The 19774-nt window shown below is 64.5% G+C and carries 5 protein-coding genes; 1 reads left to right on the forward strand and 4 read right to left on the reverse strand.

The window, feature by feature from the left end; genetic code table 11:
- Nucleotides 1-13: 13 nt before the first annotated feature.
- Both VFZ66_06555 and VFZ66_06560 read right to left on the reverse strand, forming a co-directional pair.
- On the reverse strand, nt 14-8023 hold the full coding sequence (locus tag VFZ66_06555; protein HEX6288833.1) for an amino acid adenylation domain-containing protein: 8010 nt from the start codon (nt 8021-8023) through the stop codon (nt 14-16).
- A complete protein-coding gene (locus tag VFZ66_06560) occupies nt 8016-13439 on the reverse strand; it encodes an amino acid adenylation domain-containing protein (GenBank protein ID HEX6288834.1) in 5424 nt (1807 codons plus the stop codon). Before VFZ66_06560 ends, VFZ66_06555 begins: the two co-directional genes overlap by 8 nt.
- A 506-nt stretch (nt 13440-13945) precedes the next feature.
- On the opposite strand from VFZ66_06560, the gene VFZ66_06565 reads away from it, so the two are divergent.
- Entirely contained in the window at nt 13946-14449 is a 504-nt protein-coding gene (locus VFZ66_06565; GenBank protein ID HEX6288835.1) for a DinB family protein, read from the forward strand.
- Nucleotides 14450-14657: 208 nt separating this feature from the next.
- Here the strand turns inward: VFZ66_06565 and VFZ66_06570 are convergent, their stop codons facing one another.
- Both VFZ66_06570 and VFZ66_06575 read right to left on the reverse strand, forming a co-directional pair.
- On the reverse strand, nt 14658-17687 hold the full coding sequence (locus VFZ66_06570; protein ID HEX6288836.1) for a condensation domain-containing protein: 3030 nt from the start codon (nt 17685-17687) through the stop codon (nt 14658-14660).
- A gap of 47 nt (nt 17688-17734) precedes the next feature.
- The coding region (locus VFZ66_06575; GenBank protein ID HEX6288837.1) for an amino acid adenylation domain-containing protein at nt 17735-19774 on the reverse strand (2040 nt) is incomplete at its 5' end.

Here is a 19774-nt window from a genome sequence, read left to right on the forward strand (position 1 = left end):
TGGATCACCCTTATTATTTCAAGATCGTATTGAGCCAGTGCGCTACTTCTTCATCCGAAAGCTCGTCAAGATTGGTCAGCAGGTGCTCGGCCTGGTCGCGCGCAATGCCTATGTCAGCCTGGATCGCGTCGTCGTGGTCGTCCTGGGCGCTGCGCTCGATCACCGCCGCCATCGCCGCGACGGTCGGCCCCTCGAAGATCGTCTGCAACGACAGCTCGACCTGAAACGCGGCCCGGACAGCCGACATCATCTGGGTTGCAGAGAGCGAGTGACCGCCCAGGTCGAAGAAGCTGTCGTGGATGCCCACGCGCTCGACCTGAAGCACCTCGGCCCAGATCTGCGCCAGGCGCGTCTCTGTCGGCGTGCGGGGCGCGACAAAGACCGCTGCGGCATGCGCGTGCTGCTCCGGCTTCGGCAGCGCCTGTCGATCGAGCTTGCCGTTGCGGTTGAGCGGCAGCCGGTCAAGGAAGATGAAGCTCGACGGCAGCATGTACTCAGGCAGCCTGGCTTTCAGGTAGGCTCGAAGTTCCGAGGCGAGGCCATCACCCCCGACCTGCGCTGCGCTCGGCACAACGTACGCCACCAGATGTCGGCTGGTCGTCGTCTCGCCGACCGCTACGACGGCAGCCGCCTGAACCTGCGGATGCTGCTCGATCGCCGCCTCGATCTCGCCAAGCTCGATGCGGTAGCCGCGTATTTTGACCTGAAAATCGATCCGGCCCATGAACTCGATCGTGCCGTCGGGCAGGTAGCGTCCGCGATCACCGCTGGCATACAGGCGCTCGCCGCTTTCGGGGTGATCGATGAAGCTGGCGGCGGTGCGCTCCGCGTCGCGCCAGTAGCCGCGCGCCAGCCCCGCGCCGCCGATGTAGAGCTGCCCGGGCACCCAGGTTGGACACGGCTGCACGTGTGCATCCAGCACGTGGTAGGCGGCGTTGGTCATGGGACGGCCATACGGAATCGTCTTCCACTCCGGCGCGACGCTGTCGATCGGGTAGCAAATATCCCAGACCGTGGTTTCTGTGGGACCGCCCAGGCTGATCACTCGCGCCTGACGCGCCAGCGCTCGCGCCCGATCGGGCAGGCTGACCGGAATCCAGTCGCCGGAGAGCATGATCAGCCGCAGCGAGGCCGGAAGCCGCTCGGCACCATCGGGATCGCGCTCCAGGTCATCCACGAACATCTCAAGAAACGCGGGCACCGAGTTCCAGAGCGTGATCTGCTCGCGCCTGATCAGCCGTGACCACGCCACCGGATCAAGGATCTGGTCGGCGGCTGGCATAACGATCGCCCCGCCCGCGCAGAGCATGCCGAAGATGTCATAGACCGAAAGATCGTGCTGCAATGCCGTCAGCGCAATGGCCCGGTCGTCGGGGCCGACGCCGAAGCGCCGGTTAACATCCAGGACGCGGTTGATCACATTGCGCTGCTCGATCATCACGCCCTTCGGCTGGCCGGTCGAGCCTGAGGTGTAGAGCACATAGGCGAGATGATCGGGCCGCTGGATCGGCTCAAGCGGGCGGTCGTCGAGCGCGGCACGATCGTCGGCGTCGACACAGATCCGCTGCACCCGTGCGGGCCATGCCAGGCCCACGTCGATCCACGACTGAGTCAGCACAAGATCGACCTGGCCGTGGTCCAGCAGATACCAGATCCGCTCCTGCGGGTAGGCGGGATCGATCGGCAGATAGGCTGCCCCGGCTTGCAGAATCCCCATGACCGCGACAATCTGCTCCCAGCCTTTTTCCATACACACCGCCACGAGCGTATCGGGCCGTGCGCCAAGCGCGCGCAGCCGACGACCGAGCCGATTCGAGGCGCGGTACAGCTCATCGTAGGATAGGGTGCGACGGGCGCTGATGATCGCGGGCGCGTGAGGCCGCGCGGCGGCCTGCTCGGCAAAGAGCGTCTGGAGCAATGCCTCGCGGATCGGCGCGTGCGTCATGTTGATCGCTGCGCGCTGCTGAAGCTGGTGGAGCGGCGTCAACGCCGGAGGCTCCTGCCACGTATCGTCGCCGGCTGCCAGCCGGTGGAGCAGCGCATGATACGCCTCGAACATCACCGGCATCAGGTCGTCGGGGAACAAACCCTGGACATAATCCCAGTCCAACACCAGCGCGCCGTGATGCTCCGCGACCTGTAGATCGAGCCAGACCTGCGGCGTTTGTGAGCTCATGTACACCAGCGTGCCGAGCTGCTCAGGCATGGTGATCAGCGTGTCGTTGCCGCGCTGCAAGCCCTGGTAGAGCATGCTGGTGAAGACGACCGGCATGACCGCGCCGGAGGTTCGACCGCGCAGCCGGGCCAGCTCGCGCAGCACCCAGACGCCGCTGACATGGCTATGCTCCAGGTCCGACCAGAGCTGCTCCTGAATCCGAGCCGCGCGGCTGCGGAAGGACTCGCGGGCCGTTGCATCGACCTCAAGCAGCGTAAACGAGGCGAACTGTCCGACCAGATCGTTGATCGCAGGGTGCAGCGGCAGCCGATTGAAGCGCGGAATGTTGATCGTAAAGCGCTTCTCGGCGCTCCACGCTGCCAGCACCTCGGCGTACACCGCCAGAAGGAGTCCGGCAGGTGTGAGATCGACCTGCGCGGCGCGCTGCTTCAGCACCAGCCACGTCGGCGCATCGAGCGTCGTGCTCAGGCGATGGAAGCGTGGCTGCTGAAGCGCCGACGGATTCTTGCTCAGCGGCAGGTCGGGCGCTGGCAGCAGGTCGGCCAGACGCTCCTTCCAGTAGCGCACGGCATTCTGGTACGGCTGGCGCTCACGAAGGGCACGCTCCGCCAGCACGTAGTCGCGGAACGACACCGCGAGCGGCTTCAGCAGCGACTCGCGCTGCTCATAGAGCACGACCATATCCTGCGCGAGCAGATTTGCGCTCCAGGCATCGGCGATCATGCCGTCGACGCTGATATGAATCCGTATGCGCGTCTCGTCCAGGCGCGTCGCGCGAAACTCGAAGAGCGGCCAGCGCTCAAGCGGCAAGACGTGATGCGACATCTCATCCCGAATCGCCTCCAGCGTCGCCGCGATCTCGTCCGGGCTGTGGCCCCGCAGGTCCAGCACCGCGATCTGGTAGGCGGGAACGTCAGGCAAGATCTGCTGCTGTCCATCGGGCAGCACGATCGCGCGCAGCATGTCGTGGCGTTCGATCAGGCGCTGGAGGGCTTGATTGAAGCGTGGCAGATCCAGGGTTGCGCTCTCAAGCTCCAGGTAGCCGTGGATCGACACGTTGCCGAGGTCAAAATCCGCGTTTCTGCCGATCCAGTAGGCTTGCTGAATATCTGTCAGCGGGAATGGCTCATAGCGGTGCTCGATGTCGGGCGTGACCTGCGTGGGCATCTCGGCGGCATCGATCGCTGGCGGCGCGTGCTCCGTACGCTGCACAATCACGACCGCCAGCTCCGCCACCGTTGGAGCCTGGAAGAGTCCTTGCAGCGGCAGGCTGACGTGCAGCTCGGCTTGCAGCCGCGCGAGCAGTTGCGTGGCGAGCAGGGAATGACCGCCCAGCTCAAAGAAGTTATCAAAGATGCCGACCTCGTCGACGCCGAGCAGCTCTTCCCAGAACCGAGCGATCGTCTGCTCCAGGTCGCTGCGTGGGGCAACATAAGCGACGCTGAGGTTCGGGCGTGGGTGCGACGCCTGTCGCTCCGGCAGGTGGGCGGCGCGTGCCAGGAGCGCGGGCAGCGAGTAGCTGTGCTTGAGCAGGGCATCTAAGCTCTGCGTCGAGACGATGATCCGGGGCAGCGGTCGCTGCACAATCCGCATAAACGCTTCGACGCCCTCCTGCGGCTGGATACCGTTCTTGAGCAGCTCGGCGCGCAGCGCCTCAAGCTCCGGCGGCAGCACGCTGGTAACAGCCATGCCCGTCTCCTGCCAGGTATCCCAGTTGATCGCGACCGTCGGCACGCGGCTGGTCGCGCTGTGCTGCTGCGCAAAGACATCGAGAAATGCGTTTGCCGCGCAGTAGTCGACCTGTCCAAACGCGCCGGTAATCGCGTTGATCGACGAGCACAGCACCCAGAAGTCGAGCGGAAGGTCCTTAAGCGCAGCGGCGAGGGCCAGCGTGCCATAGACTTTTGGCACAAACACCTGCTCGACCATCGCCGGAGACTTGAGCTGGATGATGCCGCCGCCCGCGACGCCAGCCGCGTGGATCACGCCATGCAGCGCCCCAAAGCGTGCCAGCGCCTGATCGACCGCCTGCGCCATCTGCGTCGGGTCGGCTACGTCGGCGCTGAGCGCCAGCACCTCACCGCCGAGCGCTTCGATCGCCTGGATCGCGCGGAGCTGCTGGCTGGTACGATCGGTGTCGTCGTGCGTTGCCAGCCACGCGGCCCAAGCTGCCCGCTCCGGCAGAGCCGAGCGCCCGACGAGCACCAGCCTGGCGCGTACCGTCTGCGCAAGCTGCCGCGCCAGGATCAGGCCGATGCTGCCCAGGCCGCCGGTGATCAGATACACGCCGTGCTCGCGCAGCCGTGGCGGTGCGGATGCCTCGTCGGCAAGGCGGAGCGCGTCGAACGTCTGCGCCCAGCGGTGCCTGCCCCGGTAGGCGACGACCGGCTCCGGTGACGCTGCCAGACACTCGGCGAGCAACTGCTCAGCCAGAAGGTCCAGCGCTGCCGCTGTCGGCGGCGGTACGACATCGATGCTGCGGCAGGTGATGTGCGGATACTCCTGGGGGATAACCTTGCACGGACCCAGCAGCAGCGCGCTGGCGGGCGCGAGCGCCTCGTCGCCGGTAATATCGTGCATCCGCTCGGAGACAATCTCGATCTGCGTCGGGCTGCGCTCGGCGCGACGACCGAGCGCCTGGGCGATCGAGACGAGACTCAAGAAGCCCAGCGAATGCACGCGCCGCGTTTGCTCGACTGAGGATGCGCCGCCTGCCTGATCGCCGAGGCCCCACAGGTGAACAATCCGATACGACTCGCACGGATGCGCCAGCAGCGCGGCACACAGTTCATCGTAGTGCTCTGAAGTCTGCGGCTCGATCGTCAAGCTGTGATCGTCGCTGCGGCTGAACGTCGAGCCCGCGCGCACCAGGATCGTATGCTGCTGTGCCTGTCTCAGCAGCTCGGCCAGTCGCTCGCCGCAGCCGCGCTCATCGGCAAAGATCAGCCAGCGCTGCGCAGGTACGGCTGCCGGATCGGTCGGTAGCGGGAGCGGCACCCGCTGCTTCCAGGCCGGAACGTAGAACCAATCGGCAATATCAGGATGCTTGGTCAGCGTCGGCTCGGCGGCGCGGCCCTGCTCCGGCGGTCGCTGCGGCTCGACCCAGTAGCGCTGGCGCTGGAACGGATAGGTCGGCAGCGGAATACGCCGCCGCTGCTGATCCTGCCAGAGCGCGTGCCAGTCGATCGGCGCTCCGGCCAGCCAGAGCCGTCCAACGGTGTTGAGTAGAAACGCCAGGTCCGGCCGCTGCTCGAACACGGGCCGCATCGACGGCAGGATCACACGGCCTACTGACTGGCCGCTGGCCGGATGCTGCGATGCCAGGCTGCATAGCGTGTAGCCGGGACCGACTTCCAGCAGCATCCAGTCGGGGTCGCGCAGCAGGTGCTCGATCCCATCGCCGAAGCGCACGGTTCCGCAGAGATGCCTGAGCCAGTAGTCGGGATCGGTTGCCTGCTCCGCCGTGATCCAGGTGCCGGTCACGTTCGAGAGGTAGGGAATCTGCGGTGCCTTCAGGTCGACGCGCCGAACGACCTCGGCAAAGCGCTCAGCGATCGGCTCCATCAGCCCTGAGTGGAACGCATGCGCGGCCTGAATGCGTCGGCAGATGATCCCCTGCGCTTCAAGCTGCCGCCCCACCGCATCGATCTGCTCGACCGATCCTGAGAGGACGCAGAGTGACGGGCCGTTGACCGCTCCGATCGCAAGCTCCGGTCCGAGCAGGGGCTGAAGCTCGGCCTCCGGCAGCGGCACCGCCAGCATCGCGCCCGCCGGAAGCTGCTGGATCAGCTTGGCTCGCTCGGCCACCAGCCAGAGCGCGTCCTCAAGCGAGAGCACGCCCGCCAGCGTCGCCGCGACATATTCGCCCAGGCTGTAGCCGATCAGCGCTTGAGGCTGGATGCCGCACGACCGCCAGACCTGCGCCAGGGCATACGCGATCACAAACTGCGCTGGCTGCGCATAGATCGTCTGGCTGAGCGGACTTGACCCCGAAGCCGCCGCGTGATTCCCTCGGCCCAGCATCGCGCGCAGGTCAACGCCCTGCGTGTGCGCAGGTGCCGCGTCGTGGAGCGTGGGATCGGCTGGCGGCGCGGGCGGGAACAGAATCTCACGGAGGTCACGATCGAGATATGGCTGCAGCAGCGCGGCGCAGCGATCGACCTGGCTGCGAAACGTCGGTACGTACTCGTAGAGCTCCTGGCCCATCCGCTGATAGTGATCGCCCAGGCCGGGGATCATGAACGCCACCGCCCGCGCCGCCGCTGTCGACTCGCCGGTCAGCACCCGCTGCGGATCGCGCGACGACAGCGCGGCCTCCAGATCGGCATGATCGCGGCAGATCACAAACCGCCGCTGGCTAAAGCTCCGGCGTCCGCATTGCAGCGTGTAGGCCACATCCGCTAGCTCAAGCGCCGGGCTGCGCTCCAGATGCGCGAGGAGATCGTCGGACAGCGCTTCGAGGGCAGCGCCCGTGCGCGCCGAGAGCGGGATGAGCTGCCAGGGCTGCGTGGATGACGAGTGCGGCACGGGCGGCGCTTCTTCGAGCACCAGATGCACATTCGTGCCGCCGATGCCAAACGAGCTGACGCCTGCGCGTCGCGGCCCGCGCTCGGCGGTCCATTCCCGAAGCCTGGTGTTGACATAAAACGGACTACTGGCAAAGTCGATCTGTGGATTCGGCTCCTCGCAGTGCAGGCTGGGCGGGATCGCCGCGTGCTTCAGCGCGAGCACGGTCTTGATCAGCCCAGCGATGCCTGCGGCGGTGTCGGCATGACCGATATTGGTCTTGACCGAGCCGATCGCGCAAAACGCGGTACGCTGCGTGCCAGTGCGAAACGCCTGGGTCAGCGCGGCAATCTCCACCGGGTCGCCCAGCGCGGTTGCGCTGCCGTGGGCCTCGACGTAGCCGATCGTATCGGGCGCGACCTCGGCGAGCGCCAGCGCTCTGGCGATCACATCGCGCTGACCCGTCACGCTGGGCGCGGTGTAGCCCACCTTGGCCGCGCCGTCGTTGTTGAGCGCAGCGCCGCGAATCACGGCATCGATCGTATCGCCGTCGTTGAGCGCGTCCTCAAGCCGCTTGAGGACCACCACGCCGACGCCGCTGCCGAGCACAAAGCCGCCGGCATTGGCATCGAAGGCCCGGCAGTAGCCATCGGGCGAGAGGACGCTCGTATCCTGGTGCAGGTACCCGACGTGATGAGGAATCCGGATCGACACGCCACCGGCCACCGCCATATCACACTGGTAGTTGAGCAGCGCCTGGCATGCCAGATACACCCCGACCAGCGAGCTTGAGCACGCGGTCTGCACCGAGAAGCTCGGCCCCTTCAGGTCCAGCTTATACGAGACGCGGGTAGGCAGGAAGTCCTTGTCATTGCCGATCAGGACCTGAAACTCTCCAACCGCGTCGACGATCTCGCGGTTGTGATACACATTCTGGAGCAGGTAGGCGTTCATCCCGACACCGGCATACACGCCGGTGCGATCGTGGAGATAGCCCGACGCATAGCCCGCCTGTTCGAGCGCCTGCCAGGTACATTCGAGAAACAGCCGATGCTGCGGATCGGTAACGTCGGCCTCGCGTGGATTGAATCCAAAAAACGCGGCGTCGAACTGGTCGATGGTATCCAGCACGGCGGCGGCTTTGACATAGCGCGGATTCTGGATCAGGTTGGCGTCGACACCGGCATCTAACAATTCCTGGTCGGAAAAAAAGGTAATCGAGCTAACGCCATCGCGGAGGTTCTGCCAAAACTGATCGATCGTGCTCGCGCCAGGAAAGCGGCATGCCATCCCAATGATCGCGATGGCATCGGCCAGGTCGCTGGTTTCTACGCTAGCCATTCTCCGTACCTTTCATCAGACGTTTGCGCCGCTGGATGCTGGCTTTTTCTTTTTGAGCGAGCCGTTGTACCTCTTCGACATCAACCTGCGCGGGCTCCGTCTGAGCCAGGAATGTGGCGAGCGCGCTGATGGTTGGGTATTTGAACAGATCGACCATCTGCACAGGTCGGCCAAACGCTTCTTGCAGCCTGCTGCCAACCTGAGCCAGCGTGAGCGAGTGGCCGCCGAGATCAAAGAAGTTGTCCTCCACGCCGATCGTGTCGATCTGCAACACGTCCTGCCAGATCGCGGTGATCGTGCGCTCTGTCACGGTGCGCGGGCTGGCGTATCGCGTATCGAGGGCCGGGCGCAGGGTTGTGGGTGCCGGTAGCGCCTGACGGTCGAGCTTGCCGTTGGGCGTCAGCGGCAGCGCATCGAGCAGCACAAAGGTCGAAGGAATCATATACTCCGGCAGCCGCTCGTGGAGAAAATCGCGGAGCTGGCTGGTCGTCACGGCGTGCGCGGCGTGGGGCACCACGTAGGCGACCAGCGCGGGCGGCGCGCCATGATCGCCGCGCGCGAGGATGGCGACCGCCTGCACGTCGGGATGCGCTGCCAGCGCCGCCTCGACTTCGCGCACGGCGACGCGGAAGCCACGAATTTTGACCTGATCGTCGGCGCGTCCGCAGTACTCAAGGCCGCCGCTCGGCAGAAATCGCCCGCGATCTCCGGTGCGGTACAGCCGCGCGCCCGGCGGAATACCCGCAGCGCCGCTCAGCGGATGCGGGATGAACTTGCCAGCCGTCAGCGCCGGATCGTTCAGATAGCCGCGCGCCAGGCCGATCCCGCCGACGAAGATCTCTCCGACAACGCCGATCGGCACCGGCTGAAGCTGCCGGTCGAGCACATAGATCTGCGTGTTCGCAATCGGACGACCGATCGCAATGTGCCCGTCGAGCGCGGCATCTGCGCGCGTATCCGACCACGTCACATCGGCGGCGACCTCCGACGAGCCGTACAGGTTGAGCAGCGTACCGTCCGGCAGACGCTCCCAGAAGCGGCGCGCAAGCTCCAGGGAGAGCGCCTCGCCGCTGGTGATCCACAGCTTCAGCCTGGGCACCCGTCGCGGCAGGTCGGGATCATGATCGAGCAGCAGCCGCAGCAGCGACGGCACGAGCACCAGACGGCTGACCTCGGCCTCGGCCAGCAGATCCAGCAGGCGGCTCGGATCTTTGCGGATCGCCTCAGGCACGATCTCCAGCGCCACTCCCTGAAGGAGCGGCCCGAAGATCTCCCAGACCGAATCGACAAAGTTCAAGGATGTCTTGAGGCAGCAGCGCTCCGACGGCTGGAAGGGATAGCGCTGCCACATCCAGTTGCAGCGATTCACGGTGGCGCGATGCAGCCCAAGCACGCCTTTCGGCTGCCCGGTCGAGCCTGAGGTGTAGATCACGTACGCGACGCTGTCTGGCGTGGCGCTGCTGTGGAGCGCATCCGCTGGCTCCCGGTCGATCGTCGTCCACTCGCTGTCGAGGCAGATCGTGCGGGCCGCGCGTCCGGGCACGGCTCCGAGCAGATGCTCTTGAGTCAGCAGCACCCGAATGCTGGCATCCTTGAGCATATAATCGAGCCGCTCACGCGGATAGGCCGGGTCGAGCGGTACATAGGCCGCGTCGGCTTTCAGGATCGCCAGCACGCCGACGACCATCCACAGCGATGGCTCAAGACACACGCCGACGTACGCCTCCAGCCCTACTCCTTGCCTGCGTAGATAACGCGCCAGCTTATTGGCCCGCCGATCCAGCTCCCGGTAGGTCATCGTCTGCTGCCGGTCGCTGAGCGCAACGGCATCAGGGGTGCGCGCCGCCTGCGCCTCAAAGAGTTGGTGCAGCGTTGCGGCGCTGGGATAGGCCATCGTTGTCGCCTGCCACTCGGCCAGCATCAGGCGTCGCTGGGGCTCCGTCACGAGCGGAATGTCGCAGATCGCGACGTGCGGCTCGGCCAGCGCCGTCTGGAGGATCATCCGCAGGCCCTCGGCCATGCGCGCGATCGTCTCTGCCTCGAAGAGCGCGGTGTTGTATTCGATGACGGCTTCCAGCCCTGCATCGCCTTCGCCGATCGCCAGGGTCAGATCGAACTGGCTGGCCCGCCGCTCGACGGCAACCGACTCGCAGGACAGCCCGGCGATGCGAAGCTGCGCGCCCGCCTGATTCAGCGCCAGCGGCACGAGATTCGCGCCATCAGGCAGCGTGAACGCGCTGTGCCAGAGAAACATCACCTGGAAGACCGGCGAGTAGCTCAGGTCGCGCACCGGCTGAAGCTGCGCGACCAGCGAGGCAAATGGGTAGGCCTGGTGTTCCATCGCCGCCAGCACGCGCTGGCGTGTCTGCGTCAGCAGCGTATGGTACGACATGTCCGCGTCGATGTCGGCGCGAACCACGACCGGATTGACGACATAGCCCACCAGATCCATCAGCGACGCGCGATCCCGATTGAGCATGGGCGTTCCAACCAAGATCGTGCGCTGGCTGGTGTAGCGATGGAGCAGCGCTTGAAATGCGGACAGGACCACGGTAAACGGAGTTGTAGCGGATGACCGGGCATGGGCTTTGATCGGCTGCGTCAGATCGACCAGCGTCAAGGCGTAGGTCGCTCCCGCATAGGTCTGAATCGACGGGCGCGGGCGGTCGACCGGCAGCTCCAGGATCATGGGTGCGCTGGTGCCCTCTGGGCGAAGCTGGCGCTGCCAGTATGCCGCAAGCTGCGCGCCCTGCGGCCCTGCGAGCATCTGACGCTGCCACTGGGCATACTCCATATACTGCGGCGGTGTGAGTGGCAGCGCGCGCTCCGCTGCGCCGGTCGTCTCGGCGCGGTAGAGCTGGTCGAGCTCGCGCAGCACCACGGTCAGCGATTGGAAGTCCGCGATGATATGATGGATGCTGATCAGCAAGACCGACTCATGCGCGGAGCGGGTGAAGAGGTGGATGCGGATCAGCGGTCCGCGCGTCAGATCGAAAGGCTGGTAGGCTGCGCTGTGGAGCTGCTGCGCGAATATCGCCTCACTCCATGCAGCCGCACCCGTCACCTGCACGATCGCCGGGCCGGTCGGGTGAATGTGCTGCACGGGCTCCGCATGGTGCAGCGCGAAGGTGGTTCTCAAGCTCGGATGACGCTCGATGATCCTCCCGAAGGCGCGCTGAAGGGCTGATACGTCGACGGGCGCGCAGATTCGCAGCGCCCGCGCGATGGTATAGGCCGCGCTATCCGGGTCGAGCTGATGAATGATCCAGAGCGCCCGCTGGCCCGGAGACGCGGCATGGGTCACGGGCTGCGTGTCGGGCGCAGGAAGGATGCGATCCGGCTCGTGAGCGGAGCCTGCGACATCAGCGAGAATCGCAGCCGCAAGCTCAGCGATCGTCGCCGTGCTCAGCACGTGCTCAAGCGCGACGCACGTCTTGAAGTCAACTTCGATCTGGTGCTTCAGCTCGATCGCCATCAACGAATCGAGGCCCAGCGAGCTGAGCGGCTGATCCGTAGCGATCCGCTGCGCCGCGCCATGCAGCGAGCGGGCAACCTGGCGCTGAAGATAGGCCTCGATCGACGCCTGCCGTGCCGTCGGGGCAAGATCCTGCCAGTCGGGGGGCAGCCCTGGCTCGCTCACGGCAGCGTCACGCGCGTCTGGATCGTTCAAGACATCGCGGGCGATCCCCTCCAGCGTGTCGGCCAAAAAACGGGCGCGACACAGATGGCGCTGGATCTTGCCGCTTGAGGTTTTGGGGATGCTCCCAGGCATGAGCAGGACGACCGCATACACCTGGAGCTCGTGGTGCTCGGCGACCGCCCGACGAATCGCGGCGATCATCTCGCCAGGAGGCAGCGCGCGCGCCTGACGTTCGACCTCCTGCACGATCACCAGCCGCTCGGCGGGATCGCCGTCGATCGTAAAGGCCGCGCCCGCGCCTGCTCGCAGCGCAGGGTGGCTACCCTGGACCGTGTATTCGATATCCTGCGGATAGTGATTGCGTCCCCGGATGATGATCAGATCCTTGAGGCGGCCCGTGACAAACAGCCGATCATCGTGCAGAAAGCCCAGGTCGCCGGTCCGCAAGAACGATGCGGCAGCCTGGGTGCTCAGGCGAGCCTGGAAGGTGTCGCGGGTGTCCTGGGGGCGCTCCCAGTAGCCGGATGCCACGCACGGCCCGGCGAGCCAGATCTCGCCCACCTGATCAGGCCCGTGTGGCGTCTGTGTCTGCGGATCGACGATCAGGAGGTCCTGCGCGCCGTGGATCTGCCCCGCGCTGACCAGGATCTGCGCATCCTGGGATTCATCCGCCGCCTCGATCACCTGATGCCCTTCGAGCGCCGCTTTTTGTGCCCTGTAGAGCATGGGCGCGGGCGATCTGGGGCCTCCGGTGACAAACAAGGTGGCCTCGGCCAGGCCATAGCACGGATACCAGGCAGCGTGCCGGAACCCGTACGGCGCGAACGCCGCCGTAAAGCGCTCGATCGTCTCGTGATGAATCGGCTCTGCGCCGTTGAACGCGACCGCCCAACTGCTGAGATCCAGGCCGACGCGCTGCTCCTCAGGTATCTTGCGCGCGCAGAGATCGTAGGCAAAGTTCGGCCCGCCGCTGGTTGTCGCCCGGTAGCGGCTGATCGCGTGCAGCCAGCGCATCGGGCGCTGCAAGAAGGCCATCGGCGACATCAAGATACAGCGGGCACCGATGTACAGCGGCTGTAAGACGTTTCCGATCAATCCCATGTCATGGTACAGCGGCAGCCAGCCGACGATCACGGATTGCGCGGTGTGCTCAAAGGCGTGAGTAATCAGATGCTCGTTCTGCATCAGATTCGCGTGACTGACCATCACGCCTTTCGGCGTGGAGGTTGAGCCGGAGGTGTACTGAAGAAAAGCGATGGCCGCATCGCTCAGATGGGGCGCTTCCCACTGATCAGCCCGGTCATCGGCGATCGTATCGGTCGCAAGACAGCGCATGTCCTTAAAGCTTCGGCTCTGCGCAATCACCGCCTCCATCGTCTTGGACATCGCCGATGTGGTTAGCGCAACCAGCGGCCTGGCATTTTCGGCAATGGCTTCCAGACGCGCGACGCTGTGGTGAAGCCGAGCTTGATGGAGTGGATAGGCAGGGACGGCAATACACGCGGCGTAGAGACACCCAAAGAAGGCCGTAATATACTCAAGGCCGGGCGGATACAGCAGCAGCGCCCGCTCGCCAGGCGCCTGGATCTGCTGTAATGCGGCGGCAATCGCGCGAGCGTGACGATCGAGCTCACCGTAGGTAAGCATAACCTCGGTCGTCTCTCCATCAAGCAGAAATGTATACGCTGGAGTATCTGTCTGGTGTACAGCACGCCACCGTAGCAGGCTGACCAGATCCCGATGTGGTGTGCTGGCGTTGGCAGAATAATTGCGCATTTAGTCCCTACTGGATGAAGGAATACCAGCAACCTCAAAGGCGAGCCATATTCATTATGAACAGCCTGATCGGTAGGGTGTCCTCGCTGATGGAGAACGCCTATTTGTGGAAGGAGCCGTAGATGAGCTTTCTCTGTTCACTCGTATCGATTTAGAACGTGATCACAGTCCTGTAGGCTGGTACGTAGGTGAGGATCGCACGTATGAATGGGGCGACCCGTGTTCGTCGCTTTTGCGGCACAAGCACTGTTGACAAGTCCCTAAGGGGATGGTGAAGAGTATAAAATTTAAGTTAACAGATGTCAAGAAACCATTAGTACTACTCAGGGTTCTGTCAAAGTCAGCATGCTCATGAAGGTCGATCACGTGTGTGCCAATCGGTGCTGCTGCCAGGCATCGAGGCCGGAATCAAACCTCATCAGGATCGCCTGTACCCGCTATTCCGAGTATACTGCACTCAGCTAGCGCCCCTGGCCGATTCGCTTCTTGAACATCATGGAGGACTCGTGAACATTCGCGACATTCTGACACTCTACGACTACAATTATTGGGCGACACGACGGATCTTAGCAGCCAGCATGCAGGTAAGCCCGGAGCAGTTTATGGCCCCAACCGCTCATAGCTTCGGGAGCCTGCGCGGCACATTAGTACATGCGTTAGACGGTGAGTGTGCCTGGCGCATGCTGTGTCACCACCAGACCATCGCATTCTTCGGGGCGCTGAAGGAAGATGCGTTCCCGACCTGCGACGTACTGGCGCGGCGCTGGTATGAGGAAGAGCGCGCCATGCGGGAGTATCTCGCGCTCCTCACCGACGATGATGTGAATGCGTATGTGCGCTACACGACGCCTGAGGGGGAAAAGCGGGAACGGCTGCTGTGGCATTGCTTGCTGCATGTCGTCAACCATGGGACGCAGCACCGGAGCGAAGCCGCAGCGATCCTGACAGGGTATGGCTCCTCACCGGGATTGCTCGATTTCACGGCCTTCTTGAACGAGCAGCACGGATAGATGCGGCGCAAACTGGTCGCCCGCCGACACCCGGAGCGTCTTTGTTGTAAATCGTGTGTACCCTATGCGAGCCACAGGGCGCGATGTGGGAGGAGCACGGTACATCGTGCTCACCAACGACCGTTCCGAGAAGGCGTGCAACCATCGCCGGATATGCACGACCGAAGGCTGAGCCGCAATCGAGACGAGCATCAGCAGGGCAGAGGGATTAAAAGCGCAGGAGCACCTCGATCCGCTGCTCAGGCCCGCGTGCGATGGCGTCTAAGAGCGCCTGAAAGCGTTGCAGCATCCGGCTGATCGTGGCATCGTCGAAACAGGGCCGGTGGTACGACATACTCACCACGATCGCAGGCCCCGGAAATACGTCGATCCTCAAGGGGTACTCCATCTGGGCAAAGAATAGGCGGGTCGGATTTTGAACAACGCCCAGATTCTGGAAAATCAGGTAGCTATCGAAGAGCAGCCCATCGTGCGGAAGCTCCAGCCACTCCCGCAGCTTGCGCATCGGCGTGTACTCGTACTGGCTCATCGTGACGTGATGCTCGCGAAGGTGCTGGAGCAACGTCAGTAACGCGCTGGCTCGCGGTACCTGCACCCGCAGCGGCAAGATATTTAAGGTCGGGCCGACAATCGCATCAGCGCCTGCCAGCTCGGTGGGGCGACCGCTGACGACCACGCCAAAAACAACGTCTTCTGCGCCGGTATAGTCGCTCACGAGCAGCGCCCACGCGGCCTGGACGAGCGTGTTCAGGGTGATCCGATGCGCCCGCGCGATCGTTTGCAGCATGTCGGTTGTGTCGGCGTGCAGCGTGCGGTGCTGCCGGGTAAAGCCTTCCGCCTGGCCTGGTCTATTCCCCGGTACGGACTGGATCAGCGACGGAGCGGGGCACATGCCGCTCAAGGCTGTTTTCCAGAATCGCTCGGCCTTTTGAAGATCCTGCTGTTGCACCCAGGCAATATAGTCCGCGTACGCTTGCGTCGGCGCGAGCTCGACCTCCCGATGTGTGGCGTAGGCGGCATAGAGCGTTGAAAATTCATTCAGCAGCAGGCCCAGGCTCCATCCATCGAGACACATATAATTGAAGCTAAAGATCACCTGCCAGGCATCGTCCGCAACCTGTGCGAGGCAGACACGGATTGGAGTCGGCTGCCTCAGCTCGATACCGCGCTGGCGGTCGGCGTCAAGATAGGCCATCAGGCGCTCCTGCTGCTCGACGGCAGGAACGCCGCGCCAGTCCTGATACGCCAGCGGTAACGACGTGTGTGTATGCACCACCTGAAGCGGCTGCGGTTCCTGCTCCCAGCTAAACGAGGTTCGTAATATCGCATGCCGCGCCGCAAGCTGCTGCCAGGCGCGCTCAAAGGCCGCTCGATCCAGCGGCCCCGGCATCGCATCGACACGCTGCACGAGGTAGAGGCCCGGCTGCGGCGCGGCCAGGTATTGCGACAGAAGATGATCCTGAAGCGGCCCCAGCGGATACACGTCCTCGATGTCGCCGCCCTGGCCGCTCATGCGATCGATGTCGTGCTGCGTACGGCGGATGAGGGTAGCATCATCGGGCGCTGATCCGTCTGCCACGCTCGGCTGTCCCGGCGAAACCATGCCTGGTGCTGCATCCCGCTCGGCCCCGGAAGCTGGCAGCGCATCCACGGCTGCTGCCAGCTCGGCGATCGTCTGATGCTGAAACAGGTGCCTGGGCGTGAGCAAGAGTCCGGCGCGATTGGCTTTAAAGACCACCTGAATACTGTGGATCGAATCGCCGCCCAGCGCGAAGAAGTTGCTGGTGATCGATACCTGCTCCAGGCCCAGCACATCGCACCAGATGGCGGCGAGCATCTGCTCGGTCGGCGTGCGTGGCGCGAGATCGTCCGAATCAAGATCGATGACCATCGGGATCGGCGCAGGCAGCGCCGAGCGGTCCAGCTTGCCGTTTGGCGTTAACGGCAGCGCGTCGAGCAGCACGATCGCCGAGGGCACCATATGCTCCGGCAGACGCTCCTTGAGGTAGCTGCGCAGCGCCGGAACGATCCGCCGCTCCAGCTTGCTGTGCAGCGGATTGTTCGCGTAGGTGCTCCACGGGCGCTGGATCGAATCCGCTGCTGGAGCTGCCACGGCTCCCGCCTCCGGTCCTGCCTGGCGCGAGAGCAGCAGATCAAAGCTGCCGAGCGGGCCGGAGCCAGACCAGCCGAGTGTGGTGGTATAGCCGAGCTGCTCGCCCACCGACCAGGCATCCTCCGGGTCGACGGCGGGCGCTTCCCTGACCGACGCCACGGCGGATCGAAGCTCGCCCGTGGTCGCTGGCCGATCCGGACGCGCCAGGGCTGCCGCGATCTGGAGATCGCCGCTGAGGCGGGCATTGGGCACGCCCGTGATCAGCAGGCGCTCCGGCTCGGTCGCCGCGATGTGCCGCCGGAGATCTGCGATCGTCAACGCCTGCTCACGCCAGTCGAGACGCGGCACGTCTTCGCAGATCGGCTCCGCTGAGCCAACGCGCAGGACGGCATCGTAGCGGAATTTCGTCAGCTCATTGTGGCTGGTGCCGCGCTTGAGTTGCAGATCGAGATGGCTGATGCCTGGCAGATGCCGGGCCAGGGCGTGGAAGAAGGCGGGATCGATCGCCAACTCCTGCTCCTGGGCCAGGCCGCGCCGGATGCGCTGGTGCAGCCGAAGAGTCGGCAGCGTGTCGGGCGCGCGGAAAAACTCCACCGAGGTATGAAACAGCTCCAGGAGCGGGAGGCTCCGCAGATCGCCGACAAAGACGTGCCCGCCGGGCGCGACCAGCCGCGTGGCTGCTTCCAGCACGCGCAGCAGGTAGCCAACGCTGGGGAAATACTGCACGACCGAGTTGAGAATCACCGTGTCGAACGTGCCCGGCTGAAGCTCGCCAAGCTGATCCGCCGCGCGGTGGACCAGCGCGACCTGGGAGAGATCCAGCGCCGATAGCTGGGCCTGGATGTGCTCAAGCGCGGCCTGCGAGAGGTCGGTTCCCACATAGCGCTCACACGACGGCGCGATACGGAAGAGCAGCAGCCCGGTTCCACAGCCGATCTCCAGGACTCGTCGGGGTCGCAGCGCTGCGATCCGCGCAACGGTCTGATCGACCCAGGCGCGCATCTCCGCCTCCGGGATCGGCGCTCCCGTATAGCTGCTGGTCCAGCCGCTCAGGTTAAGCGTGGGCTGCGTCGCCGGGCTCGCCCGCCGATAAGTATCGTCGAAGACCTGCTGCCAGCTCGTCACCTGCTCAGCCGTTAGCGTTTCGAGTTCTGAATTTTGAGTTGAGGCCCTCACCCCCGGCCCTGCGGGGCCGCCCCCTTCCCCACGCTCAGGCGGGCCTCCGCCTTCGCCGTGATAGGAGAGGGGGAGAATCTTTGCCCGGTTCTTTGCTCTTTGTTCTTTGCTCTTTGTTCTTTGCTCTTTGTTCTTTGTTCTTCGGGTATGACATACGCCACCAGCCGCCGATCGCCTGCCGAATCCTCGCGCGCCAGCACCACCGCCTCGCGCACGCCCGGCTCATCCAGCAGCGCTGCCTCGATCTCGCCCGGCTCGATGCGCAGGCCACGGATCTTGATCTGATGATCGATGCGCCCAAGGTATTCAATCGCGCCGTTCTCCTGAAACCTGGCGCGATCTCCGGTGCGGTACAGGCGCGCGCCAGGAACGGCGGAGAAGGGATCGGGCACGAACCGCTCGCCGGTCAGCGCTGGCTGCTGATGGTAGCCACGACCAACGCCGACACCGCCGATGTAGATCTCGCCCGCCACGCCCGGCGGCACGGGTAGCCCATGACGATCGCAGATGTAGATCCGCGTATTGGCGATCGGACGACCGATCGGCACCGTCCGCTGGTCGGGATCGCGCCGACAGGGCCAAAAGGTGACATCGACCGCCGCTTCGGTCGGGCCGTACAGGTTATGCAGCTCGGCGTCGAGCTGCATGAAGAAGCGCGCTTGCAGCTCGACGGAGAGCGCCTCGCCGCTACAGATCACGCGGCGCAGACAGGTGCAGGTGGCGCTCGCTGGCTCCTCCAGGAAGATCTGGAGCATGGGCGGCACAAAGTGGATCGTGCTGATCTGCTGCGCCGCGATCAGCTCGGCGAGATAGGCCGGATCGCGGTGTCCATCCGGTCGGGCGACGACCAGACCCGCCCCGGCCAGCAGCGGCCAGAAAAACTCCCAGACCGACACGTCGAAGCTGAACGGTGTTTTTTGCAGCACCCGATCGCTGGCGTCGAGCCGGTAAGCATCCTGCATCCACAGCAGCCGATTGACGATCGCGCGGTGGGTGTTGAGCGCGCCCTTGGGCTGTCCCGTCGAGCCTGAGGTGTAGATTATATAGGCCAGATGATCGGGCGTTACGGCGCTCGTCACGCGCTCCGTGCTGGCGCGCTCGATCGTCGTCCAATCGCCGTCGACAGAGACGACGCTTGCCGGCAGGACAGGCAGGCCCGACAGAAGGCGCTGCTGGGTCAAAAGCACGTCCGCCTCGGCATCCAGAAGCATAAACCGCTGTCGCTCCTGCGGATACGTCGGGTCGATCGGAACATACGCGCCGCCTGCTTTGAGCACCGCCAGCAGGGCGATCACCAGCTCCGGCGAGCGCTCCATGCAGACGGCGACGCGAACGTCGGGACCAACGCCCAGCGCTTGCAGATGGCGGGCAAGCTGGTTCGCTCGGCTATCAAGCTCACGGTAGGTCAAGGACTGATCTTCAAAGCGGACCGCCATCGCCTGCGGCGTGCGATCGACCTGCGCCTCGCAAAGCTGATGCAGACACACGTGGTCGGGGTACGGAACCTCGGTCGCGTTCCAGATCTCGAAGATCTGCCGACGCTCATGCTCCGTCAGCAGCGGAAACGACGCGATCGGCTGATCGGGATTGGAGACGACCGCCTGAAGCACGAGCTGAAGATGCGCAAGCAGCCGCTCGATCGTCGCCGCGTCGAAGATGTCGGTGCTATACTCTACCGTCCCGGCCAGACCTTCGGCGCGCTGCTCAAGCGAGATCCAGAGATCGAATTTTGCCGTTCCGCTGTGGGCCTCGACCGGGCTGAGGATCAGGCCGGGTGTTTCGATGGTTGGAATCGGCGCGTTCTGGAGCACCAGCATCACCTGAAAGAGCGGGTTGCGGCTCAGATCGCGATCGGGCTGAAGCTGCTCCACCAGATGCTCGAAGGGCAGATCTTGATGCGCATACGCTTCGAGGCAGACCTGCCGCGCGCGCCGGATGACCTCACGAAGGGTCGGGCTGCCCGTTAGGCGTGTGCGTAGGACCAGCGTGTTGGTAAAGAAGCCGATCAAGCCCTCGATCTCGGCGCGCGTGCGGTT

It is taken from the genome of Herpetosiphonaceae bacterium (assembly GCA_036374795.1).
Classification (GTDB): domain Bacteria; phylum Chloroflexota; class Chloroflexia; order Chloroflexales; family Kallotenuaceae; genus LB3-1.